At 47.9% G+C, this 24,046-nt stretch carries 20 protein-coding genes; 11 read left to right on the top strand and 9 right to left on the bottom strand.

The annotated features are described in order from the left end of the window. Positions 1–8: 8 nt before the first annotated feature. Both ACOCLE_RS08040 and ACOCLE_RS08035 read right to left on the bottom strand, forming a co-directional pair. Positions 9–1,079, bottom strand: coding sequence for a 3-deoxy-7-phosphoheptulonate synthase (locus tag ACOCLE_RS08040; protein ID WP_419536268.1), 1,071 nt, complete (start codon positions 1,077–1,079; stop codon positions 9–11). Positions 1,080–1,412: 333 nt separating this feature from the next. After that, a complete protein-coding gene (locus ACOCLE_RS08035) occupies positions 1,413–2,183 on the bottom strand; it encodes a sulfite exporter TauE/SafE family protein (protein WP_419536267.1) in 771 nt (256 codons plus the stop codon). A gap of 213 nt (positions 2,184–2,396) precedes the next feature. On the opposite strand from ACOCLE_RS08035, the gene cysB reads away from it, so the two are divergent. Then, positions 2,397–3,371 (top strand): HTH-type transcriptional regulator CysB, encoded by a 975-nt coding sequence (cysB, locus tag ACOCLE_RS08030; RefSeq protein ID WP_066015488.1) that lies wholly within the window; start codon positions 2,397–2,399, stop codon positions 3,369–3,371. 20 nt (positions 3,372–3,391) lie between these two features. Here cysB and ACOCLE_RS08025 read toward each other — a convergent pair whose 3' ends face one another. Next, entirely contained in the window at positions 3,392–3,670 is a 279-nt protein-coding gene (locus ACOCLE_RS08025) for a hypothetical protein (protein WP_419536266.1), read from the bottom strand. A 164-nt stretch (positions 3,671–3,834) separates the two neighbouring features. Between ACOCLE_RS08025 and thrH the strand changes: the two genes are divergently transcribed. After that, a complete protein-coding gene (gene thrH / locus ACOCLE_RS08020; RefSeq protein WP_419536265.1) occupies positions 3,835–4,437 on the top strand; it encodes a bifunctional phosphoserine phosphatase/homoserine phosphotransferase ThrH in 603 nt (200 codons plus the stop codon). A gap of 34 nt (positions 4,438–4,471) precedes the next feature. On the opposite strand, the gene ACOCLE_RS08015 is transcribed toward thrH, so the two are convergent. The 3 genes from ACOCLE_RS08015 to ACOCLE_RS08005 all read right to left on the bottom strand — a co-directional run bounded on the left by ACOCLE_RS08015 (position 4,472) and on the right by ACOCLE_RS08005 (position 6,714). Then, positions 4,472–5,467 (bottom strand): ATP-grasp domain-containing protein, encoded by a 996-nt coding sequence (locus ACOCLE_RS08015; protein ID WP_419536264.1) that lies wholly within the window; start codon positions 5,465–5,467, stop codon positions 4,472–4,474. Positions 5,468–5,479: 12 nt separating this feature from the next. Continuing rightward, entirely contained in the window at positions 5,480–6,235 is a 756-nt protein-coding gene (locus ACOCLE_RS08010; protein WP_419536263.1) for a methyltransferase domain-containing protein, read from the bottom strand. A gap of 206 nt (positions 6,236–6,441) precedes the next feature. Beyond that, the gene (locus ACOCLE_RS08005) at positions 6,442–6,714 is read right to left on the bottom strand and encodes a ComEA family DNA-binding protein (RefSeq protein ID WP_419536262.1); all 273 of its coding nucleotides are present in this window, start codon (positions 6,712–6,714) and stop codon (positions 6,442–6,444) included. A gap of 347 nt (positions 6,715–7,061) precedes the next feature. Between ACOCLE_RS08005 and tnpC the strand changes: the two genes are divergently transcribed. Next, on the top strand, positions 7,062–8,567 hold the full coding sequence (gene tnpC / locus ACOCLE_RS08000) for an IS66 family transposase (protein ID WP_419532963.1): 1,506 nt from the start codon (positions 7,062–7,064) through the stop codon (positions 8,565–8,567). Between the two features lie 154 nt (positions 8,568–8,721). Here the strand turns inward: tnpC and ACOCLE_RS07995 are convergent, their stop codons facing one another. Next, entirely contained in the window at positions 8,722–8,985 is a 264-nt protein-coding gene (locus ACOCLE_RS07995) for a hypothetical protein (RefSeq protein WP_419536261.1), read from the bottom strand. 268 nt (positions 8,986–9,253) lie between these two features. Here ACOCLE_RS07995 and ACOCLE_RS07990 point away from each other — a divergent pair, with 268 nt between their 5' ends. Further along, positions 9,254–10,117 carry an alpha/beta fold hydrolase gene (locus ACOCLE_RS07990; RefSeq protein WP_419536260.1) on the top strand — a complete coding sequence of 288 codons (864 nt, stop codon included), beginning with the start codon at positions 9,254–9,256 and terminating at the stop codon, positions 10,115–10,117. 12 nt (positions 10,118–10,129) lie between these two features. On the opposite strand, the gene pabB is transcribed toward ACOCLE_RS07990, so the two are convergent. Next, a complete protein-coding gene (gene pabB, locus ACOCLE_RS07985; protein WP_419536259.1) occupies positions 10,130–11,530 on the bottom strand; it encodes an aminodeoxychorismate synthase component I in 1,401 nt (466 codons plus the stop codon). A gap of 219 nt (positions 11,531–11,749) precedes the next feature. Between pabB and ACOCLE_RS07980 the strand changes: the two genes are divergently transcribed. The 6 genes from ACOCLE_RS07980 (at position 11,750) to prpF (ending at position 20,421) form a co-directional block, all read left to right on the top strand. Beyond that, entirely contained in the window at positions 11,750–13,387 is a 1,638-nt protein-coding gene (locus ACOCLE_RS07980; protein WP_419536258.1) for an amidohydrolase, read from the top strand. 209 nt (positions 13,388–13,596) lie between these two features. After that, complete coding sequence (locus ACOCLE_RS07975; RefSeq protein ID WP_419537177.1) at positions 13,597–14,271, top strand: GntR family transcriptional regulator; 675 nt, start codon at positions 13,597–13,599, stop codon at positions 14,269–14,271. A 49-nt stretch (positions 14,272–14,320) separates the two neighbouring features. Beyond that, the gene (locus ACOCLE_RS07970; RefSeq protein WP_419536257.1) at positions 14,321–15,160 is read left to right on the top strand and encodes an isocitrate lyase/PEP mutase family protein; all 840 of its coding nucleotides are present in this window, start codon (positions 14,321–14,323) and stop codon (positions 15,158–15,160) included. A 184-nt stretch (positions 15,161–15,344) separates the two neighbouring features. Continuing rightward, positions 15,345–16,472 (top strand): bifunctional 2-methylcitrate synthase/citrate synthase, encoded by a 1,128-nt coding sequence (gene prpC, locus ACOCLE_RS07965; protein WP_419536256.1) that lies wholly within the window; start codon positions 15,345–15,347, stop codon positions 16,470–16,472. Between the two features lie 103 nt (positions 16,473–16,575). Continuing rightward, entirely contained in the window at positions 16,576–19,170 is a 2,595-nt protein-coding gene (gene acnD, locus ACOCLE_RS07960) for a Fe/S-dependent 2-methylisocitrate dehydratase AcnD (protein WP_419536255.1), read from the top strand. Between the two features lie 69 nt (positions 19,171–19,239). Further along, entirely contained in the window at positions 19,240–20,421 is a 1,182-nt protein-coding gene (prpF, locus tag ACOCLE_RS07955; protein WP_419536254.1) for a 2-methylaconitate cis-trans isomerase PrpF, read from the top strand. Positions 20,422–20,462: 41 nt separating this feature from the next. Here the strand turns inward: prpF and ACOCLE_RS07950 are convergent, their stop codons facing one another. Further along, entirely contained in the window at positions 20,463–21,284 is an 822-nt protein-coding gene (locus ACOCLE_RS07950; protein WP_419536253.1) for a pyruvate, water dikinase regulatory protein, read from the bottom strand. A gap of 311 nt (positions 21,285–21,595) precedes the next feature. Between ACOCLE_RS07950 and ppsA the strand changes: the two genes are divergently transcribed. Beyond that, positions 21,596–23,971 (top strand): phosphoenolpyruvate synthase, encoded by a 2,376-nt coding sequence (gene ppsA, locus ACOCLE_RS07945; protein WP_419536252.1) that lies wholly within the window; start codon positions 21,596–21,598, stop codon positions 23,969–23,971. The last annotated feature ends 75 nt before the right edge of the window (positions 23,972–24,046 follow it).

Genomic DNA, 24,046 nt, shown 5'->3' with positions numbered 1-24,046 from the left:
AAGACCTTCTAGCGACGCCCCGGCAGAACGTCTTTCAGTTTGTCTCTGATGCTTCGAAGTGTCGTCTCCGTAGTTTTCCAGTCAATACAGGCATCAGTAATGGAAATACCGTATTGCAGGTCATCCAGATTGACGGTCATTTTTTGATTGCCCCAGCCAATATTGCTCTCCACCATCAGGCCCACAATTGACTGATTGCCTTCAATGATCTGGTTGGTCACATTCTCCATCACCAGTGGCTGCAGCGAAGGGTCCTTATTGGAGTTGGCGTGGGAGCAGTCGACCATGATATTTGGCTTAATGCCTGCTTTCTCAAGCTCCTTCTCACACAGTGCCACACTAACGGAGTCATAGTTTGGCTTGCCATTACCACCACGCAGGACAACGTGACCATAAGGATTCCCTTTGGTATGGGTAACCGCAACCTGTCCCTGGCTATTCAGCCCGAGAAAACGGTGTGGACTGGAAACAGACTGCAGGGCGTTAATCGCGACTTCCAGTCCACCATCGGTACCATTTTTAAATCCAACGGCGGAAGACAGACCGCTGGCCATCTCGCGGTGAGTCTGTGACTCAGTGGTTCTTGCGCCGATTGCAGACCAGGCGACCAGATCCTGAAGATACTGAGGTGAGATTGGGTCCAGTGCTTCCGTAGAGGCAGCAATACCCATTTCGGCAACATCCATCAACAGGCGGCGACCGATATGAAGACCTTCTTCAATTTTAAATGAGTCGTTCAAATGTGGGTCATTGATCAAGCCTTTCCAGCCAACCGTCGTTCTTGGCTTCTCAAAATAGACGCGCATCACCAGATACAATGTGTCGTTCAGCTCTTCACTGAGCGCTTTAAGTCGACGGGCGTAATCTTTGGCTGCAGCAACATCATGGATTGAACAGGGACCTATTACCACAAACAGGCGATGATCTTTGCCATCCAGAATATTCCTGATCACTTCACGGCTTTCAGAAACTGTTTTTGCGGCTACTTCCGTCATCGGAATCTCAGCCTTAAGGCGCTCTGGACTCAACAGAACTTCCTGAGATTCAATATTAAGGTCTTCAATGGGTAAAACAGCCATATGCGCGGTTCCGTTTTTTTAAAAGACTTGTTTAAAATCTCCTGATCAGTGGCGTTAGCAGTTGCTGGTAAAAGAAACATAGGGGTAACGATACAGGGTCTCTTGCTTTCACCCTGGCGACTACCGAGTTCCATCAGGTTACGAGTGTATTCCGACGGCTTCTATTTTATCCTTCTGCAACACTGCCCTGATGCCAGATATAAATATGGCAACCATACTGACAGACTGTGACCTCACTCTTTATAAAGCCCTGTTGGCTATGGATTTTCCATTGGCTCAGTGAGGGTTTTCCACTTTATTCAAACTGACACTGGCCTGCAACCCTGGAAAGGGTTAAAAAAGGTATTTCAGGCCCAATCCAAGCAAAATAATGGCCAATATGATGCGCATGAAGGTATCCGGCAGTTTCATGCCGACACGGGTTCCTACATAGATGGCCGGTATAGAGCCAATCAACAGGCTGCCCAGCAACACAAAATCAACATTCCCAAGCCAGATATGGCCAAAGCCTGCCAGCAATGTTAACGGTACCGCATGAGCCAGGTCGCTTCCCACGACCTTGATGGGTTTCAGTAGAGGATAGAGCAGGACTATAGCTGCCGTTCCCAGTGCTCCGGCCCCCACAGAGGAAAGTGTGACCAGAACGCCCAGGAAAATACCGGCAATAAATGTCAGAGGAGTCTGATACTCCTGTGGAATCATCGAGACACCGGAGAGCTGTCTTTTTTTCAAAAAAGGACTCATGAACAGCGACAGCGCAGTGAGGGTTAACATTATCCCAAGGCATAGTGTAAGGATCGGGCTATAATCAGCGCTTCTGTCAAAAAAAACCTTGAGCAGAACAATCGTCAGGGCTGTTGCAGGAAGACTGCCAGCACAGAGAGTTTTGACCAATGTCCAGTCAATGCTTCTCTGACGGTGATGGACAATGACTCCGGTTGACTTGGTAATGGCTGCATACATCAGATCCGTTCCGATGGCGATATGGGCCGGAAAGCCAAACATTAACAGCAGTGGTGTCATCAACGAACCACCGCCGATACCTGTCAGGCCAACCGCAAAGCCAACGCCGGCACCGGTGGCAATGTATGTTAGAAAATCCATAAGCATCCTGAAATTTATGGTCTAAAGTTATAAGTAGCCAAGGCGATGTTTGAAAATATTGACTAAAAATCGATGATTCGCTGGTAACTATATTGACTGGCTTGTATTCTGGAAAAGAATTTAATGTCATTCTTTTATGCCTTATAGAACTAACGGATCCTGTTTCACCTTATTCATTTTTGTCAGCACAACCTGCCTGACCGGAGGCCATCAATGAAGCTGCAACAACTGCGCTATATCTGGGAGGTCGCCCACCACGATCTCAACGTATCAGCTACTGCGCAGAGTCTATACACTTCTCAGCCCGGTATAAGTAAACAAATCCGGCTATTGGAAGATGAGCTTGGCGTTGAGGTTTTTGCCCGAAGCGGAAAGCATCTGACTCGCATTACCCCAGCCGGTGAGAAAATCATTGATACAGCTGGTGAGATTCTGAGAAAAGTTGAGTCGATCAAGCAGGTTGCTCAGGAATTCAGTGACGAGCGCAAAGGCAGCCTGTCCATTGCTACAACTCACACTCAGGCTCGCTATGCCTTACCAGGAATTATCCAGCAGTTTATTGGCCAATATCCCGATGTTGCGCTGCATATGCATCAGGGTACTCCCATTCAAATTGCCGAAATGGCAGCCGACGGTTCTGTTGACTTTGCTATCGCAACGGAAGCTCTGGAGTTGTTCAATGATCTGGTGATGATGCCATGCTATCGCTGGAACCGCTGTGTTCTTGTACCTAAAGATCATCCATTAACCCAGGTTTCTGAACTGAGCCTGAAAGATATTGCTCGATATGCTTTGGTAACCTATGTCTTCGGATTTACCGGTCGCTCTAAGCTGGATGAAGCCTTTATGAATGAAGGGCTGTCACCTCGGGTCGTGTTTACAGCAACTGATGCTGACGTGATCAAAACCTATGTGCGTCTGGGACTGGGCGTCGGGATCATTGCCAAAATGGCTTATGACCCTGAGCTTGATTCAGACCTGGTGCCATTGAATGCTGACCACCTGTTCGAACCAAGCATTACCAAGATCGGGTTCCGACGTGGTACTTTCCTGCGTGGCTTTATGTACGACTTTATTGAAGAGTTTGCACCGCATCTGACCAAAGATGTGGTTCAGGAAGCAATCCTTCGCCATAACAAGGCGGAAGTGGATGAGCTCTTTTCTCATGTTCAGCTGCCAAACCGGTAACTGCGTTCAAGCGGCTTGAATCAAGCCGCTTTTTCCAGTACTTCCTTTACCAGCTTAAAATAGATCGTGTAAATTATCGGTTCACAGCCTTCTTCTTCAACAATAAAAAAAGGGGCTTTCTCCACCTGGTACAGCTCTGCCAGTAAACTGCCTGTGCTATCTGGGTCGCCGTCAACAGCAGTGACAAATTGATCAATCCGGTTGATATGGCCTGAACTCTCCAGCCTTTCCTGTACTTCCTGACATTTTTTACAGAGATTGCCATCGGCCATTATCTTTTTGACCATGGTGATTTTCATAACTCACTCCCCTGGGAATTGTTTTGTTTTCCAATGATTGGCATTGTAGCAGTGGCTATTTAGTCAATAATAGAATCAATACCTATATTTATAGGTTTTTATGCTATATTCTCGACGAGCCTGTCAGGCCGCAATAAGTCTAACCAGCAAAGAGAGAATAACCAATGGATGTCGTCTGTCTTGACCTTGAAGGTGTGTTGATCCCGGAAATCTGGATTGAATTTGCTACGCATACCGGTATTGATGAGCTTAAGGCAACGACTCGGGATATTCCAGATTATGATGAACTCATGACCATGAGGTTATCTATTCTTGATAAGCATAATCTTGGGCTCAATGAAATCCAGGAAGTGATTTCCGGAATGAGGCCGCTGGAAGGCGCTGTGGATTTTGTGAACTGGCTTCGCAGTGAATTTCAGTTGATCATTCTTTCGGATACCTTTTATGAGTTTGCAGACCCTTTTATGGTTCAGCTGGGTCGTCCAACACTGTTTTGCCATCGCCTCGAGGTGGCAGAATCCGGGAAGGTAACTGGATATAAATTGAGACAGAAGGATCCAAAAAGGGCTTCGGTGAAAGCACTGAAAAGCCTGAATTATCGGATTCTTGCTGCGGGTGATTCATACAATGACACCACCATGCTCTCTGAAGCGGATGCTGGCTTTCTGTTCAAGGCGCCAGACAATGTGATTGCAGAGTTTCCTCAATATCCTTCAATTACCAACTACGATGATTTACGGACGGCTTTACTCGCTGCACGAGGTTGAGGAATAGAGCGCACATTTCTGTGCGCTATCTGGTTTATACTTTTGCTCTTCTTTGTATCAGCGCTTTCAGGTGCTCCTTCATTGCCAAATTAGGGGCATCCCAAAGATTGGGTGATGCCTGCGTATTGATCAGTATATTCATATTCGCATTCGCTTCGAAAATCAAAAGTTCTCCATCTTTATTCAAGCTGCAATCGATTCCAAAATAATCGAGCTTCAATTGCTCTGCTATCTGTTTGATTCGTCCTGCCAATTCTGGTGGTGGCGTTTTGTAGAACGTATCAATCCACTGTTTTTCTTCGTTCTGCAGGTCTTTTCTGGATGCCATAAAGTTACGTGCAGTCCGGTGAACCATCCAGTGATCATTAATCAGCATATGCCTGAGATAAGGTACGCCCTCAATAACAACGATGCGGAATTTTCTGTAAAGGTTATCTTCTGATGCAAAGTCCCTGAACTCAATCAGGTAATAGGGCCTTCCATCCAGGGCAAAAGGGTAGAGCTGTTCTTCAACCGCTTTCAGATCATCAATTCTGGTCAGGCTTTTTCCACCATGGGTACCTGCTTCTCTCAGCAGAACCGGACCATCGAAATGAGTCTTGATTTGCCGGCGTACATCATCGGTTGTTCTGGGGGTAAACCGGATGGTTTTTGGTGCCTCAACACCATCAATATTTTGCAGTGCACTGGTCACCAGGTCCCGCCGGGTCTGCCTGATTGACTCTGGATTGTTGATGACGGGAGTCTGTTGCTGTTTGCAGAAATCGATACAGCGCCCCAGTGCATGGCTATGTGTATCAGGATCACTGATCTCATTGAAAATGACAGAAGGGTGAAACTGAAAACCGTATCGCTGGTTTCCGCCAGTCCCTCCAAGAATAAAGCGATGGTTCTTAAAATCCGTTGTATTTTCCATATGGGGAGCAACACTGCTGGAGCCATTCAGCAGATATTGAAAGCGGCCATGGCTATCCAGAACGGCACTGACCTGGTTGTTATTGGCGATGCCACTGATAAATAGAACATCCATATACAGACTCCATTAAACCGGTGTTTTCTGAAAGGTGATATAGAGCAATTCCCAGAGCAGGTGTACTTCCCTGGCTCCATTGATGCTGGTAGCCTCAGTAAAACCAACATACTGGCTTAATGCATCCTGAAGCTTGTGATCTGAAACTCCCTTCAACCCGAAGAGTAAACGACAAAATCCAACCATTTCGTGAACATTGTTGAATATCCAGGGGCAGGGTTTCAATGCATGTTCGACCAGCTTGAGTTGATGATCAGGAGAGTAGCCAGGGTAGGGCGCATCTATCTCGAGATAGCTCCCTTCATGACTTGTCGTGTTATAGGTTCCGGCAAACTCATCAAGGAAGTGACTGATGCCGGAGTTCGCGGCGACATCGGCAAAACAAGACATTACCCCCTGCTTTAATGCATTGGAAACCGAAGTAAGAAACCCGGATTTATTATCAATATGGTGAAGTGCTGCCAGTAAGACTACAAGGTCATAATGGTTTTCCGGGAGCGACAGGTTTTCAAGATCAATCGGATAAATTAGTTCAGATTTTCGAAATGGAGAGCTGGGATCTACTGAATCTAACGAGCTGTACTCTGGCAGGAAGCGCTCAAGGTAGCCACCACCTGAGGGTAAATCCAACACAGTATGGCATCCCTTCACATCTATCTGATCAAACAGACGGATAAACTCAAGATCACGACAGGACGGAAACCATTGCATGGCCTGATCATAGGGGTGCCCCCTTTGCTCAAAGGTCTCTGCATATCGGTTACTCATATGAATACAGTCCCTGTTTATTTTTATATTTGGAAATACAGACAGTGGAAAAAATAAAACAGCTATTTCTGCGACAGAATTCACTTTCTGGGACTAGAGAGGATGCCTGATTGGCTGGTCAATTGCACGATATTTCAGGTAATAAAAAGCACAGGTCAAGCCTGTGCCGAAACATCAAAAATTCAGATGTTGTATGTTTTTATTGATTACTCAAAGCTTATGCGGCTTCGGTTATAGCGAGCCAGTCGTTTGCTGACCCCTTCAACCTTGGCAAGGTCGTGGATAGTGCTGAACTCACCGTGTTGATTTCGATAGTCAACAATGCGCTGTGCTGTTTTTTCACTGACAAACACCAGGGTTTTGTCAATGTCATTGGCACTGGCTTCATTGATATTCAGGCGATCAGATTCACCCGCATGGGCAGTAACGGCCAGAGTTGAGAAAAGAATGGCAGCACCGAGGCTTTTCAGGGAAGACATGAGCATACTCCTTACAGCATTTACTCGTTATTGATTTAATGACTCCTATTAATCGGTTTAGCTCATGGAGGAGGGTGCATCAAACTCCTGCCGTGTCTTGGGTGCAAAAGAGCCCGAATAACGGATATTCAGTATTTGGCGTGTGACTGGTGATTGAAAGTGTCAACTTTCAGGCACAAAAAACCGGCCATAAGGCTGGTTTGTGGGAAATTAGTCAGAGCAATCAGAAATCATAAGTGTATAAAGCTTAAAAAAGACGTAACTATTCAGCACCCTTCATATAAATCTGGAATTTTCTGATTTTTCGACCATCATCTTATACTCAATTTTTCTAACAAATCTCCAGTATGGAACCAGACTTCCCAGCTACTCCGTTTACCGAAGCTCTCCTTAAAGAGAATGAAGAGCTTCGGACCGAGAATGCGCTTTTACGGGAACGTTGCAGCGAACTGGAAGAAAGGGTTAATAAAAACAGTCAAAACAGTAGTAAGCCACCATCGTCAGATGGTTATCAAAAGCCCAGTAAAAAAGGGAGTGATAAAGGTGATACATCTTCCAAAGAAGCCCCCTGCTCCTCACAGGAAACACCGAACCCCAAAAGCCTTAGACCATCTTCAGGCAATAAACCAGGTGGCCAGAAAGGTCATCAAGGCTCTTGTTTGAGACGTGTCGCCTTACCCGATTATGTCAGGCATCTGAAGGTTGAAAAATGTTGCTGTTGCCAGTCTTCGCTTATCGATATTAAACCCACCAAATACATTGAGCGACAGGTTTTTGATCCAGGTAGACCCGGAGAATTTGAAGTTACCGCGTACTGGGCAGACGTTAAAGTATGTCCTTGTGGTAAACGGAACACCGCTGAGTTTCCCCAAGGAGTGAAAGCCGCTGCTCAATACGGAGAAGTGACTCAGGCAATGGCTGTTCATTTAAACCAGTATCACTTCATCCCATATCACCGGGTGTCTGAGTATTTCAATACTATTTATTGCATGAGTGTCAGCGCAGGCTCTGTTGCCAATTTTGTTGCCTATACCCATGAGAACCTGGCCTCTACTGAGCAGAGTATCCGCGATGCTTTACAAGAAAGTCCGGTTGCAGGAGCGGATGAAACTGGCATGCGGGTTGACGGTTCACTGTGGTGGTTACACATTATGCGAGATGACCAATGGACGCTTTACTACCTCTCAGAAAGGCGAGGTTGTGAAGCAATGGATGCAATGGGCATCCTGCTGACTTTTGCAGGCATTCTGGTTCACGATCATTGGAAGTCCTACTTTGCCTATGCGGCAGTGCATGTGCTTTGTAATGCCCATCATCTGAGAGAGCTTCAGGGAGTTGTCGATAGGGATGCGAATAAGCTGGCTCTGCGGCTGATGAAATTGCTTACGCTCTCCTGGCACTTCTGCAAGAAATACAAAGCAGCCGGTCTGACTCAAATGCCTGGTGCAATACAGCTTCGCATTGAGACGATATACGACCAAATCCTTCAAAGGGCTCTCACGAAGGAAACCGCTTATATGGAAAAACAACGACAGGTGCTTGGACGTAAGAAGGTCAGGAATACCAAGGCCTACAACCTGTTCAAAAGGCTTATTGAGTTTAAGGTTGAAACGTTGCGCTTCATGTCGGACTTTTCAATTCCCTTCGATAACAATGGCAGTGAACGTGATGCCAGGATGGCCAAACTTAAGCAGAAGATCTCAGGCTGCTTCAGAAGCGAAGACGGAGGTACCATGTTTACCCGAATCCGAAGCTATTTATCATCTGCTAAAAAGCAGGGGTTGAACATATTTCAGGCGCTTCTTAAAGCGGTTCGAAATTACAACAATACGCCTTTGCTGGGTGCTGAATAGTTACAAAAAGACTTTAGAAAAGCACATTGAGCCCTAGTTCAGGATAAATAGAACCAGCATTATTCCCAGGCTTCGGCATTAACGATACTGCCTTCTACTATTGCGCCGTCGATGAAAATTCCATAAGTTTCAGCTGAGATAGCTCCATATTTTTCTATCTGCCTGACGAAGCATTTTCGATGACTTGAATACCATTTACGGTATAGCCACCTTCAAATGCATCTCTATAGCGTTCGAAACCAAGATGAACCTCAATATCCCCTTGGTTAATGATAGTGTCCACAGTGTTGTTATCTTCCAGTGAGATGCCTGCGCAGGTATGGTGGTTTGCTGGCTCAATGAAATGTATATCACCATCATTATCATTGAACAACTCATCAACGGAGCTATTGGTATCCAGCTGAGGAACAATAAACATGGATAATATTATCGATACTGAGGAGGGCAGTTCCCTGCAGATGCAAAAGAAGTCTGGATTGAGAGTAAAACGGCAGAGCTGAGCAGGGAACGTTTGAAAACACGCTTGCGAATACTGTCCATAGTGTTCACTTCTTAAGTTTAGATTGAGATGGTGCCTATTCCATAGCTGGCGAAGTGTGAAAAAGTCTTCTTCTGGTCAGTTAACAATAACGGGTTCACGTTTACAACAAAAAACATATAACAACGGTTTACATTGATATAAATTTATGGAAATTGCATTTAGTCAGTCAATTGTTGCCTCAATGAATAAAAGAACAGTATTAAAAATAACACTATGCTTTTGCTTCTGGTTAATGGCTGGTTGTTCCAGCCGCTCAGTTATTCCCGAAATAAACTCTGGGGACTTACAGCAATCATTAAAAGTTGTCGTTTATGATGAGGCTTACTGGCCAATTTATACCTGGTCACCCGAAGAAACCGTGAGCCGTACGCTTAGAATATATATTGAAGGAGATGGTCGTGCCTGGCTGAGGTCCAACCGTCCTTCAATGGATCCAACGCCGGTTAACCGGCTTGTGCATCATTTAATGCTGAAGGATAAGTCACCGGACCTTGCTTACATTGCCCAGCCCTGCCAGTACGTTATGAATGACAGTTGCAACAGGCAGGTATGGACTTTCAACCGCTACAGCCAGAAAGTAATTAATACGATGAATTCTGTTGTGACATCTATGAAAGAGAGTGGGCAGTATAAAGAGCTGGAATTGGTCGGTTATTCTGGCGGCGGAGCGCTGGCCCTCTTAATTGCTGCACAGAGAAATGATGTCACCAATGTTCGAACCGTGGCGGGTAACCTTTCTCCTGAGTTTTTAAACCGTCACCATGGTGTTTCCGAGATGCCTGCAGCACTGGATCCGACTGCTTTCAGTGCTCAATTATCATCAATTGCGCAAGTTCACTATTTTGGGGCCAGAGACTCGACAGTTCCTGGGCAGGTCAGCCAGCACTACCTTAACGCATTTGGGGATGCTTCCTGTATTAATGTAGAGAGAGTCGATGCTGACCACCAATCAGGCTGGATTGAAAAATGGCCACTTTTACTGGAGAGGCCACTGGCATGTGGCCTATGAATAGCGTTGTTTCTATAAACAGGTTTCCAATGTGTTCATCAGGTTTCTTACTTTGGTAATGGACTCCTGATACTCCGATTCACAATCAGAGTCAGCAACGATCGCTCCACCTCCCCAGCAATGTAATTCGCCATCTTTTGCAAGAATAGTCCGAATGGTAATACTGGTATCCATATTGCCATCACAGCTGATATAGCCAATGGAGCCGCAGTAAACAGTGCGTGCCACAGGTTCCAATTCCCTGATGATTTCCATGGAACGTATTTTTGGGGCTCCCGTAATTGAACCACCAGGAAATGTACTTTTGAGCAGGTCTAATGCATCATGATCGTCCATCAGCTCGCCTTTGACGGTACTGACCAGATGGTGGACATTGGCATAACTTTCCAGGGCAAATAGCCGGGGAACAGAAACCGTTCCGGTCTTACAGACTTTACCAAGATCATTCCTCAGCAAATCGACAATCATCAGATTTTCCGATTGATCCTTCTGGCTATGTTGTAACTCTTCAGCAATAGCGCGGTCCTCTTCAGGAGAAAGGCCTCTGGGACGGGTACCCTTGATTGGGTTTGTGGAAACATGACCGTTTTCCAGTCGGATAAACTGCTCTGGAGAGTGGCTGAGAATGGTCATGTCGGGGCGTGAAATAAACGCTGAATAGGGTGCTTTGGTGACGGTTCTTAGCCGTTTGAAAGCTTCCCACGAATTACCGCTATAGGGGGCAGTAAAACGCTGGGTAAGGTTAACCTCATAGCAATCTCCCGCTGTAATATAGTCCTGAATTTGCTGAAAGGCAGCTTGATATTCAGTTGGTGTCTGGGTCGGGACGAATCTTTTGATCAGCTTGAATGATGAATGATCTGACTGCTTAACCATCTGATCAATATTGTTCAAGATTTCATTTTTCAGTGATTCTGAAATATCAGGGTGAAATACCAGGCAGGTTCGTCGTTCCTTATGATCTGAGATCAGAGCCCACTGATAGAGACCGACGGACATCAGTGGTGTTGAGATATCCCGATGGGCTATTCGGCCTGGCTCGAGGTATTCGCACATCTCATATCCCCAGAAACCAACTATGCCTCCCACAAATGGCAATCCTACATTGTCAACTTTGCTCATATGATGAAGACGGTCTGACAATTGCGAAAAAGGTTCTGTATCAGAAAATGTTTCTGTTTTTTGTTGAATGAGGTCTTCAATAATCAAATTACCTTCTGAGGTAAAGGTGAAGTGCATTTCGGGGGCTGCCGTCATGATGTCATAACGGCTGAAATGGTCTTTATAAACTGCCTGATTACCATCAAATGCTGAACTATCCAGAAAACATGGATAAGGAAGATTAATAAAATGTTCAAAGTAGAGACTGGTGTCGTCTTTATATTCCAGTTCCAGAATCGTCAGAGTATTCATACAAGTGTCCGAACAAAACAGCCGGCATTTTAACTGGAGCCGGAGTGCAATGCCATTTTCTATAAAGCATGAATCAGCCGTCAAAAAATGACATAGTGACTATTTTTATTGATCAGCCATGAGCATATAGAGTCTCTGTCATTCTTCCACTGAAATCTCAGGATAAATATGAAAATAATTGTTTTTCTTGGAATTGTTTTTCTAACAATGGGGCACCCGATGGCATACTCAGACCGTAATGATGGCGCCGATTTGCTTTTTATCCATGGTCATGTCATCACGATGAATGATGATCTGCCTCAAGCTGAAGCTGTTGCAATAAAAAATGGCAAGATAATTTATGTTGGTAATAATAAACAAGCAATGATGCTTGCTGGCAGGTACAGCAAAGTCATTAATCTACATGGCCGGACGATGATCCCAGGTTTTCATGATGTCCATATCCATGCGCTTGAAGCGGGTAGTGAAGTGGGAGGGAATTGCTGGCTAAAAGGAAGCCGCTTGAAAGCTTTGAAACCCCAGTTACTCTCCTGTTTGCAAAAGCAGCAGGGTACTGACTGGCTTCTGGCTTATGGTCATGAGTTAGAAACACTGTTGGAGGAGTCTCAAGACCCACGGGGACTTCTGGACAGTTGGATCAATGATCGCCCTGTAGCAATTATGGAGCAGTCTTCGCACTCGGTATGGGCCAATTCTAAAGCATTAATTGCTGCAGGGATCACCGCGTCGGATAAAAACCCCAGGGGAGGCATTATTATGCGTTATACCTCTGGCCCCAGGGTCGGTGAACCCAACGGTATCTTGTTGGAAACTGCGGGTGAGCAGGTATACGATCTGGCATTAAAACCCAATCCAACTGCTGCACTGATTAATTATGAAGGGCTTCAGTGGGTTATGGATGAGTTGCCACAATTTGGAATCACCTCGATTTCTGATGCCCGGGTCTATTGGAAGCGAGGCTGGCTTAAAGTATGGCACCAGGCGGAAGAGAATGAGGACCTCACGGTAAGGGTTAACCTGGGCTTATGGGCCTATCCAAATGAAGATGATGAAAGCCAGATTGAATACCTGAAAAAACAGTTTCGTTATGATCCTGAACGGCTGATGCAAATCAATCAGATCAAGATATACAGTGATGGCATTATCCATAACACCACTGCAGCCCTGAAAGAACCCTACAATGTGAGTCTTTATGGTGTACCAGCAACCGGACTCAATTACTTTGATGAGCAGCGTTTAACGAAATACATCGCCCGATTACAACCTTCTGGTTATGATTTTCACATTCATACGATTGGGGATCGTGGCGTTCACGAAGCGTTAAATGCCATTGAAAGCAACCGATCAGAGAAACCAGACCATCGTCATCGCCTAACTCATGTGGAGATGATAGATGATGATGATCTGCCCAGGTTTGCCAAACTGAATGCGATTGCCGATATGCAGGTTGCTGGGAAATTTACTCTGCCTGAAAATCAATACTGGCAGGAACCCTACCTGGGAAAACGGGCTTTTCGTACTTATCGCCTGAAAGATCTTCACGATTCAGGGGCTCATTATGTCCTGAGCAGTGACTGGACGGTTAATGATCTTAATCCATTTATTGGAATCCATAACGCCGTTAACAGGGGAGAGCAGAGCATTACGGTTGAGCAGGCGCTTAATGCTTATACAAAGGCTGCGGCTTACGTAATGCGAAGTGAAAAACGTACTGGCAGTATTGAAACCGGAAAGGAAGCGGATCTCGTTGTGATTGATCGGGATATCCTTGCGGTTCCCAGAAAATCCATCAAAAATATCAGAGTCTTGTTAACAATGTTGTCCGGTCAGGTAACGTATCAGTCTGCTGAAATGTAGCTCACTCCATTGCAGAATAAACACCTTGCTGCGGAAACTAAGCCCCTCCAGACAAAAAAGCAAAGGCATAGAGCCGCTTTACAACCATCTAAAAATCCAATAATTCGTGAACTTTTAAAACATTGTTTACAATATAAGTAGAAATACGGATTAAAGTTCGGTATAAATGCCACGAATTAAAATATTGTCAACAATGTTTCATAATGCCTATGACGTCGACAGAGTCCACAACTCGTCTTACCCAGGCCAGTGAAGTGACTGAAGTACTGGTTCAGGACATTATCCGAGGCCAGCTGCCAGAAGGGAGTCGAATTTCCGAGCCCGAGTTGTCACGCCGTTACGGTGTTGGGCGCGGACCACTTCGTGAAGCTATTCTCCGGCTGGAAGGCATGGGGCTGGTGGTTCGTGCACCTCATGTGGGTGCCCGTGTCGTGACACTGACACGGCAGGAGTTGTCTGAAATTTTCTCTATCCGTGAAGCACTGGAGGGTATTGCGGCGCGTGAAGCGGCAATAAATATGACCAGTGAAGCACTTGTTGACCTAGGTCAACTCATTGAAAGCCATGCCCGATATGTTGAAGCTCATAATGGTGAAGCCTACATGGACCAGGAAGGCGATTATGACTTTCACTATCAGATCATCAAGGCCTCCGGAAATAAACGATTGATCAGGGCGCTCTGCGATGAACTCTATCATCTGGTACGTATTTATCGACGCTCTTCAAAATCATCAGCACGGCCTGAACAGGCACTGATTGAACACCAGATGATCTATAAAGCCCTCAAGGATCGAGATGGTGAGTTGGCAGAAATTCTTATGCGCCGACATATCGCCCGGGCTCGCCGGGAAATTGAGGCAGCCATTGAGCAGCAGCATGGATAATGCGGTTGTTAAACTCTTAAAACAAGAAGTAAGAACCAGAGGTAACACCATGAATCAAAAGAATAATGCATTGGATCGACTGATTGCTGAGCAGGGCATTGTCACCGCTCCCGGTGTTTACGATGGTATTTCAGCGCGTCTCGGTGAGGAGGCCGGCTTTTCAGCTTTATACGCCAGTGGTGGCGCAATTGCCCGTAGCACAGGCGTGCCTGATATTGGTCTGTTGACACTGACCGAAGTCGTTGACCGGGTTCGTCAGATCGTTGAAGCCACCTCCCTGCCTGTAATCGCCGATGCAGACACTGGTTTTGGCAATGAGGTAAATGTAAAGCGCACCGTAGAGCTGTTTGCCAATGCCGGTGTCAGTGCATTTCACCTGGAAGACCAGGAGTTTCCAAAGCGCTGTGGACACCTGGATGGCAAGTCTCTGGTATCTGTCGAAGAGATGTGCAAGAAAGTTTCAGTTGCTAAAAAATATGCGGGGGATGTCACTGTCATCGCCCGTACGGATGCGATTGCCGTTACCGGCTTTGAAGATGCAATCGATCGTGCCAGGGCTTATGTCGAAGCAGGTGCGGACATGTTGTTTGTTGAAGCCCCACAGACGATTGAACAGATTGAAGAAATTGCCAAACAGGCTCCGGGTCCCAAGCTGATTAACATGTTCTACAGCGGTAAAACACCTCTGGTACCTACTGAAGACCTGAAAGCGATGGGTTATCAGTTGATCATTATCCCCTCGGATCTGCAGCGGGCTGCAGTGACTGCAATGCGTGAAGTACTGAATGTGATCAAGCGTGACGGTAACAGTGGTGCTATTGCCGATGGCATGATGACCTTCCAGGAGCGTGAACAACTGGTTAAAACCAAAGAGTTCCTTAATCCATAAATTGTCGCCTGCTGCTGGTACTTAATTAACCAGTACCCAGCAGCTTTATAGTCAATTTGAGGGAAGTCTTTTTTTCAGGGAATTACAATAATTCCCGGGTGCCGCTGATGAGGTGGGTAGTGTTTCTATCCTTCTGGTGCCCGATACTCAGCAAGTGAACGAAATAAAAAAACGGAGAAGTTCCATGGCAGAGAAGAAATTGAGTGGTGCTGGTCTGCGTGGTCAGTCAGCCGGTGAAACCGCACTGTGTACCGTTGGCAAAACCGGTTCAGGTCTGACTTACCGTGGCTACGACATCAAAGAACTGGCTGATAAGGCCCAGTTTGAAGAAGTCGCGTATCTTCTGCTTTATGGCAAACTGCCGAACCAGACTGAGCTGGACGCCTACAAAACCAAACTCAAAGGCCTTCGCTCTCTGCCGGCTGCGCTGAAAACGGTTCTGGAGCAGATTCCTGCTGATGCGCACCCAATGGATGTGATGCGTACCGGTTGCTCAATGCTGGGTAATCTGGAAACTGAACAGGATTTCTCAGAACAGAACGATCACATTGACCGCATGCTGGCTATTTTCCCAGGCATGATTAACTACTGGTACAACTTCAGCCACAACGGTGTTCGGGTTGATGTTGATACCGATGCTGACTCCATCGCTGAGCAGTTTCTCTGGACCCTGCACAATAAAAAACCTGAGCCTCTGCACGTTCAGGTGATGCATGCCTCTCTGGTCCTTTATGCCGAGCATGAGTTCAATGCTTCAACCTTTACCGGCCGGGTGTGTGCTTCAACCCTCTCTGATATTCACAGCTGCGTAACCGGTGCAATCGGTTCACTGCGTGGTCCTCTCCACGGTGGTGCCAATGAAGCGGCCATGGAAATGATCGAGAACTGGCGCTCTCCTGATGAGGCCGAAGAAAAGATCATGGGTATGCTGGCACGCAAAGATAAGATTATGGGCTTTGGTCATGCCATCTATCGCGAGTCTGATCCGCGTAATGCCATTATCAAAGAGTGGTCTCAGAAACTGTCTGAGCAGGTGGGTGATGAGTGCCTGTATGCGGTTTCTGAGCGCGTTGAAGCGGTCATGTGGCGCGAGAAGAAGCTGTTCTGTAACGCGGACTTCTTTCATGCCTCAGCCTATAACTTTATGGGGATTCCTACCAAGCTGTTTACCCCAATCTTTGTCTGTTCACGGGTAGCAGGCTGGACCGCTCACGTTATGGAGCAGCGCGCTAACAACCGTATTATCCGTCCATCTGCTGACTATACTGGCCCGGAAACAGCCAACTGGGTCGCTATTGAAGATCGCGATTAATCACAAAGATTACAAGGTGCACAAAGAAGAAAGTTATCTGTGTGCTCCTTGTATTCTTCGTGGTTCATAACAATAAATTTCTTGCCCGGTGGACGTTCGACGTATGAACACTGATTTTCGTAAAGCCTTACCCGGCACCCAGCTGGATTATTATGACACCCGTGAAGCCGTGGAAGCGATTCAGCCGGGCGCTTATAAAACCTTGCCCTATACCTCCCGAGTACTGGCTGAACAGCTGGTTCGTCGCTGTGATCCGGCAACTCTGACCGATTCCCTGAAGCAGATTATTGAGCGCAAACGAGACCTGGATTTCCCCTGGTATCCTGCCCGTGTTGTCTGCCATGATATTCTTGGCCAGACAGCGTTGGTTGATCTTGCCGGATTGAGAGACGCCATTGCCGAGCAGGGCGGTGACCCTTCCAAGGTTAATCCGGTTGTGCCCACCCAGCTGATTGTTGACCACTCTCTGGCGGTTGAGCACGGCGGTTTTGATCCAGATGCGTTTGAAAAAAACCGGGCCATTGAAGATCGTCGGAATGAAGACCGTTTCCACTTTATCGAGTGGACCAAAACCGCCTTTGAAAACGTTGATGTGATTCCTGCTGGGAATGGCATCATGCATCAGATCAATCTGGAAAAAATGTCTCCGGTTATTCAGGCTCGTGATGGTGTCGCCTATCCGGACACCTGTGTCGGTACCGACAGCCATACGCCGCACGTGGATGCCCTGGGTGTTATAGCCATTGGTGTTGGTGGTCTGGAAGCGGAAACCGTTATGCTGGGCCGACCTTCCATGATGCGCCTTCCTGATATCGTAGGCGTTGAGCTGGTTGGGCAACGTCAGCCGGGGATTACGGCGACCGATATAGTGCTGGCCCTTACCGAATTCCTGAGAAAAGAGCGTGTGGTTTCATCCTACCTCGAGTTCTTTGGAGAAGGGGCTGCCAACCTCACCATTGGTGACCGTGCAACCATTTCCAATATGACGCCAGAGTTTGGTGCATCAGCGGGGATGTTCTACATCGATGAACAGACCATTGATTATCTCAAGTTGACCGGCCGTGAGCCTGAACAGGTGGCTTTGGTCGAAAATTACGCGAAAACTACCGGTCTCTGGGCAGATGATCTGAAAACGGCTGAATATGAGCGGGTGCTGAGATTTGATCTCTCTACGGTTTGCCGGAATATGGCAGGGCCATCCAACCCGCATCGCCGTTTGCCGACATCCGAGCTGGAAAGTCGTGGTGTGGCCGGACAGTGGGAAGAGCAGGAGGGCTTGATGCCCGATGGTGCAATCATCATTGCTGCTATCACCAGCTGCACCAATACCAGCAACCCCCGTAACGTCGTTGCTGCCGGGCTGGTGGCCCGGAAAGCTAATGAACTTGGGCTTGTACGGAAACCCTGGGTGAAGTCTTCGTTTGCACCAGGCTCTAAAGTCGCCAAACTCTATCTTGAGGAAGCCGGTCTGCTTTCTGAGATGGAAAAACTGGGCTTTGGTATTGTCGCCTACGCCTGCACTACCTGTAACGGCATGAGCGGGGCGCTTGACCCTGAGATCCAGCAGGAAGTCATTGATCGGGACCTCTACGCAACCGCCGTTCTCTCTGGAAACCGTAACTTTGATGGTCGGATTCATCCTTACGCGAAGCAGGCTTTCCTTGCGTCTCCACCGTTGGTGGTGGCTTACGCCATTGCCGGTACCGTGCGCTTTGATATTGAAAAGGATGCACTGGGTACGGATAAGGATGGTAACCCCATCACCTTGAAAGACATCTGGCCCAGCGATAAAGAGATTGATGCGATTGTTGCTGAATCCGTGAAACCAGAGCAGTTTAACCAGGTTTACATTCCCATGTTTGATCTGGGCAAGGTGGAGCAGGCCGAAAGTCCTCTATACGACTGGCGTTCCATGAGTACCTACATTCGCCGTCCTCCTTATTGGGAAGGTGCATTGGCGGGTGAACGAACCCTGAAAGGCATGCGTCCTCTGGCGGTTCTGGGTGATAACATCACCACGGATCACCTGTCACCTTCCAATGCGATTCTGGCCAGCAGTGCCGCCGGTGAATATCTGGCGAAAATGGGGCTGCCGGAAGAAGACTTCAACTCCTATGCCACACACCGTGGTGATCATCTGACAGCACAGAGGGCCACCTTTGCCAACCCGAAACTGCTGAATGAGATGTGTCTGGATGCTGACGGTGAGGTCAAGCAGGGCTCTCTGGCCAGAATTGAGCCTGAAGGCAAAGAAACTCGCATGTGGGAAGCGATTGAGACCTACATGGATCGTCGCCAGCCACTGATTATTGTTGCCGGAGCGGACTATGGCCAGGGGTCATCCCGTGACTGGGCAGCCAAAGGGGTTCGGCTTGCCGGGGTTGAGGCGATCGTGGCAGAAGGGTTTGAGCGTATCCATCGTACCAACCTGGTTGGTATGGGTGTACTGCCACTGGAATTCAAGGCTGGCACAACCCGCAAGACATTGGGGCTGGATGGTACTGAAACCTACGATGTCATCGGTGAGCGGACTCCGGGTGCGACACTGGCTCTGTTGATCCACCGTGCAAACGGAGAAACCGTTGAGGTTCCGGTAACCTGCCGCCTGGATACCGCTGAAGAAGTATCCGTATACGATGCCGGCGGTGTTCTGCAGCGTTTCGCCAAAGATTTCCTTGAATCCGAAGCCGCAGTCTGATCATCCTCACGCTGGCCTTTTATCAGAGGGCCAGCACAACACTCTTAATGACAGAAGGAGCTATTCTATATGGCTCATCCTCCACAGATTAAGGTTCCTGCCACCTATATGCGGGGCGGAACCAGTAAAGGCGTTTTTTTTAATCTCACCGATCTTCCAGAAGCTGCACAGGCTTCAGGCAAGGCCCGTGATGCCCTGTTGCTCAGGGTGATTGGCAGTCCAGACCCATACGGTAAGCAGATTGATGGTATGGGTGGTGCAACGTCCAGTACCAGCAAAACGGTGATTCTCTCGAAAAGCACCCAGACTGGCCATGATGTCGACTACCTCTTTGGCCAGGTATCCATAGATAAACCGTTCGTGGACTGGAGTGGCAACTGTGGAAACCTGACCGCAGCCGTCGGCGCATTTGCCATCAACAGTGGGCTGGTTAATGCTGAACGGATACCCGACAATGGCATCGCCACAGTACGGATCTGGCAGGCCAATATCAAAAAAACCATTATTGCCAATGTGCCAATGACCGACGGTAAAGTGCAGGAAACGGGTGACTTTGTCCTGGATGGTGTGACTTTCCCGGCCGCTGAAGTTCAGGTTGAGTTTCTTGATCCTGCGGATGGCGAAGGCGCCATGTTTCCAACAGGCCACCTGGTGGATGATCTTGAGGTTCCAGGCGTTGGGTTGTTAAAGGCCACCATGATCAATGCCGGTATTCCTACCATATTTATCAATGCTGAAGACATTGGTTATCAGGGAACGGAACTGCAGGAAGTGATCAACGGTGATGAGAAAGCGCTGGCCATGTTTGAAAATATCCGGGCCCATGGCGCACTGCGGATGGGCTTGATCAGCAGTCTTGAAGAAGCCGCGACCCGACAGCATACGCCGAAAGTCGCTTTTGTTGCTGAACCGAAAAGTTATCCTTCTTCCAGCGGCAAAGCAGTCTCTGAAGACGATATCGATCTGCTGGTCAGAGCACTCTCTATGGGTAAACTTCATCATGCCATGATGGGAACCGCTGCAGTGGCCATTGGCACAGCAGCGGCCATTCCGGGAACTCTGGTTAACCTGGCTGCCGGTGGTGGTGAACGAAACTCGGTTCGCTTTGGTCACCCCTCGGGTACATTGAAAGTCGGAGCAGAAGCCGTGCTTAAAGATGGTCAATGGTCGGTGACCAAAGCCATCATGAGTCGAAGTGCCAGAGTCTTGATGGAAGGCTGGGTACGTGTGCCTGCTGATACTTTTAAATAACACGAATAAGGAAGTATGGTTAAGCCATACTTCCATCCTTTCTATTTAAGCCTTCTTACCAGGCAGGCCTGATCCATTATGCGGGTGGCAATCTCTTCAACGGAAAACTCAGTGGTATCAATGTAGCGGATCTGCTCCTGCTGGTAGATCTGTTCCACCATCTGTACTTCATACTGGCACTGTCTGATTGATGAATAGCGACTGTTTGGTCGCCGTTCATTTCTGATGCCTGAGAGCCGGGCCGGATTGATGGTCAATCCAAAGAGGCGTTCTTTATGAGGTCGCAGAAAGTCAGGCAGTTTGATGCCCTTATCAAGATCATCCTCAGTAATGGGATAATTGGCAGCAAAGATACCAAACTGTAACCCCAGGTAGATGCATGTCGGTGTTTTACCCGAACGGGAAGCTCCCAGCAGAATGATATCGGCCTTTTCATAGTGCCGGATACGGGCACCGTCATCATTATCAAGAGCGAACTGTACCGCTTCAATGCGACGGTGATAGCTGTCGCTGCTGGTTGTTGAGCGCTTCTTGCCGACGGTATACAGCGGGTGAGAGCCTAATTCCATCTCCAGGCCGGGAAGAAAGGTATCAAAAAGGTCAATAATATAAGCGCCACTGGTATGCAGAAGTTTGCTGACCTCTTCATTGAGCACGGTCATAAAGACGATAGGCTGAACCGCCTCATGCTGATGTGTTTCTTTTATAAGGGCTAGAGCCCGGACTGCTTTTTCGGAGGTATCAACATATGGCAGAGTGTTGTGACGAAATTTAGGTCCGGAAAACTGGGCAAGCAGGCTTTGCCCAAACGATTCAGCGGTAATACCAGTACCATCAGAGATAAAAAAAACTGATCGCTCCATTCAATACACTCCAGCAGCAATTTTGTGATTAACGTCTCGAGAAAACACCATTTTTAGGAGTTTCTGGTACACATTTAAAAAACAATGCGATCCAGGTTAAAAAACTCTTCCAATCTATAACATTTTCTAACAAACTATACCGGATTCTTCCCGATGAGAGAACCAGTGTCGTCTTATCAGCAGTACTATGACAGCCTTTTTGATGGCCCGGGAGCCGATTAGACTTAAATTCTGACAGGCCCTGGCGCAGTCGGTGCATTCTCAACGGTGAAACCCATGGTAGTCCTTTGAAGTACAGGCAGGAGAGTGGCTTGAACAGTTCATCTTTACCAGAGTTTGTAGTGGGCCTGGATGCTCTGGGCAATAGTGATGTAGAGCGAGTCGGTGGTAAGAACGCCTCGCTGGGAGAAATGCTCAGTCATCTTGGCAAGGCAGGGGTTCGTGTGCCGGGTGGTTTTGCCACCACCGCTGAGGCCTATCGTGACTTTCTTGATGGCTCCGGGCTGTATGATCGTATTCATACCCTGCTGGATGAACTGAATATTGATGATATTCAGCAATTAACGCAGGCAGGTGCCAGAATTCGCCAATGGATTATGGATGAACCATTCCGGCCCGAATTTGAAGAAGCCATTGTCAACAGCTATCGTGAGCTCTGTGGTGATCAGGATGATCTTGCGGTTGCCGTTCGCTCATCAGCAACGGCGGAAGACCTGCCCGATGCCTCCTTTGCCGGACAGCAGGAAACCTTTCTGAATATTCGCGGCGCACAGAATGTTCTGCGAGCGGTTCGAGAAGTCTTTGCCTCTCTTTTTAATGATCGTGCGATTTCATACCGCGAGCATCAGGGCTTTGATCATCGGGATGTAGCATTGTCGGCGGGTATTCAGCGGATGGTCCGGAGTGAAACAGGCTCTGCTGGTGTGATGTTTACCTTGGATACCGAGTCAGGCTTCCGCGATGCCGTATTTATCACTTCCTCCTATGGTCTGGGAGAGACAGTGGTTCAGGGGGCGGTAAACCCGGATGAATTTTATGTTTACAAGCCCGCACTGGAAGCAGGGCGCTCTGCCATTCTCCGACGCAATATGGGCAGCAAGGCGATTCAGATGGTTTACGGTGATGCCGGAGAAACCGGGAGATCGGTTCAAACTGTGGATGTCGACCTTGAGAAACGTCAGCAGTTTTCCATTAATGATGCCGATGTGCTGGAGCTGGCCCGTCAGGCTATGGCAATCGAAGCACATTATGGCCGACCAATGGATATCGAGTGGGCCAAGGATGGGGATGATCAGCTGCTTTATGTGGTTCAGGCCAGGCCAGAGACAGTTCAAAGCCGAACTGAGTCCAGAACCCTTGAGCGTTACCGCCTCTTGAAGCAGGGCAATATCCTTGCAGAAGGTCGAAGCATTGGTCAGCGCATCGGTCAGGATAGAGTCTGCCTGGTGGATGATCTGGCGGATATGGATCGGGTTCGGGATGGTGATGTTCTGGTGACGGATATGACGGATCCGGACTGGGAACCTGTCATGAAACGTGCCTCAGCCATTGTAACCAACCGTGGGGGGCGTACCTGCCATGCAGCCATTATCGCCAGAGAGCTTGGTATTCCAGCGGTCGTAGGGTGTGGTGATGCAACCGATCGACTGAAAGATGGTCAGGCGGTTACCGTTTCCTGTGCCGAAGGGGATACCGGCTTTATCTACGAAGGTGAGCTGCCATTTGAACACCAGAAGAAAGACCTGGATCAGATGCCAGAGCTGCCATTCAAGATCATGATGAATGTGGGTAATCCTGACCGGGCTTTCAGTTTCTCCCGACTGCCTAATGCCGGTGTCGGTCTCGCTCGACTGGAATTCATCATCAATAAGATGATTGGTGTTCATCCCAAGGCGTTGCTGAACTACGACAGCATGCCTGATGCCGTCAAACAGCAGATTGATGAGCGCATGGCGGGCTATGGTGATCCTGTTGATTTTTACGTCGAGAAACTGGTTGAAGGTGTAGCGTCTATTGCTGCAGCTTTTGCCCCTGAAAAGGTTATTGTCCGACTCTCAGACTTTAAGTCTAACGAATACGCCAACCTGATTGGCGGAAAGATCTATGAGCCTCATGAAGAGAACCCGATGTTGGGCTTCCGTGGTGCTTCGCGCTATATCTCGGAATCATTCAGAGATTGTTTTGAGCTTGAGTGCCGGGCCATGAAGCGGGTGAGGGAAGAGTTCGGTCTGACCAATGTTGAACTGATGGTGCCATTCGTCAGGACGCCGGATGAAGCTCATCAAGTTATCAAGATCATGTCAGACTTTGGGCTCCGTCGTGGCGAAAATGATCTGAAGATCATCATGATGTGTGAGCTGCCATCCAATGCGCTGTTGGCTGATGAGTTCCTGGATTACTTTGATGGTTTCTCTATCGGTTCAAACGATATGACTCAGCTGACTCTGGGACTTGATCGCGATTCTGGTCTGATTGCTCACCTTTTTGATGAGCGCAATGCTGCGGTCAAGCAATTGCTGTCCATGGCTATTCAGGCCTGTCGCCGGCAGGGTAAATACATTGGTATTTGCGGCCAGGGTCCTAGTGATCATCCGGATCTTGCCCGCTGGTTGATGGAGGAGGGGATTAATACCGTTTCCCTGAATCCGGACTCGGTTCTGGAAACCTGGCTCTATCTGGCGGAATGATTCTGTAAAAGACCGTGATAGTCATTGCCATATCGGCATTTCAGTCATTTATGGCAGTAACTCAAAGGCCATAAA

Origin of the sequence: Endozoicomonas sp. (assembly GCF_965196975.1) — a bacterium.
GTDB lineage: Bacteria > Pseudomonadota > Gammaproteobacteria > Pseudomonadales > Endozoicomonadaceae > Endozoicomonas.
Note: the sequence above shows the minus strand (reverse complement) of the source record. Positions and strands in the feature narration are given on the sequence as shown.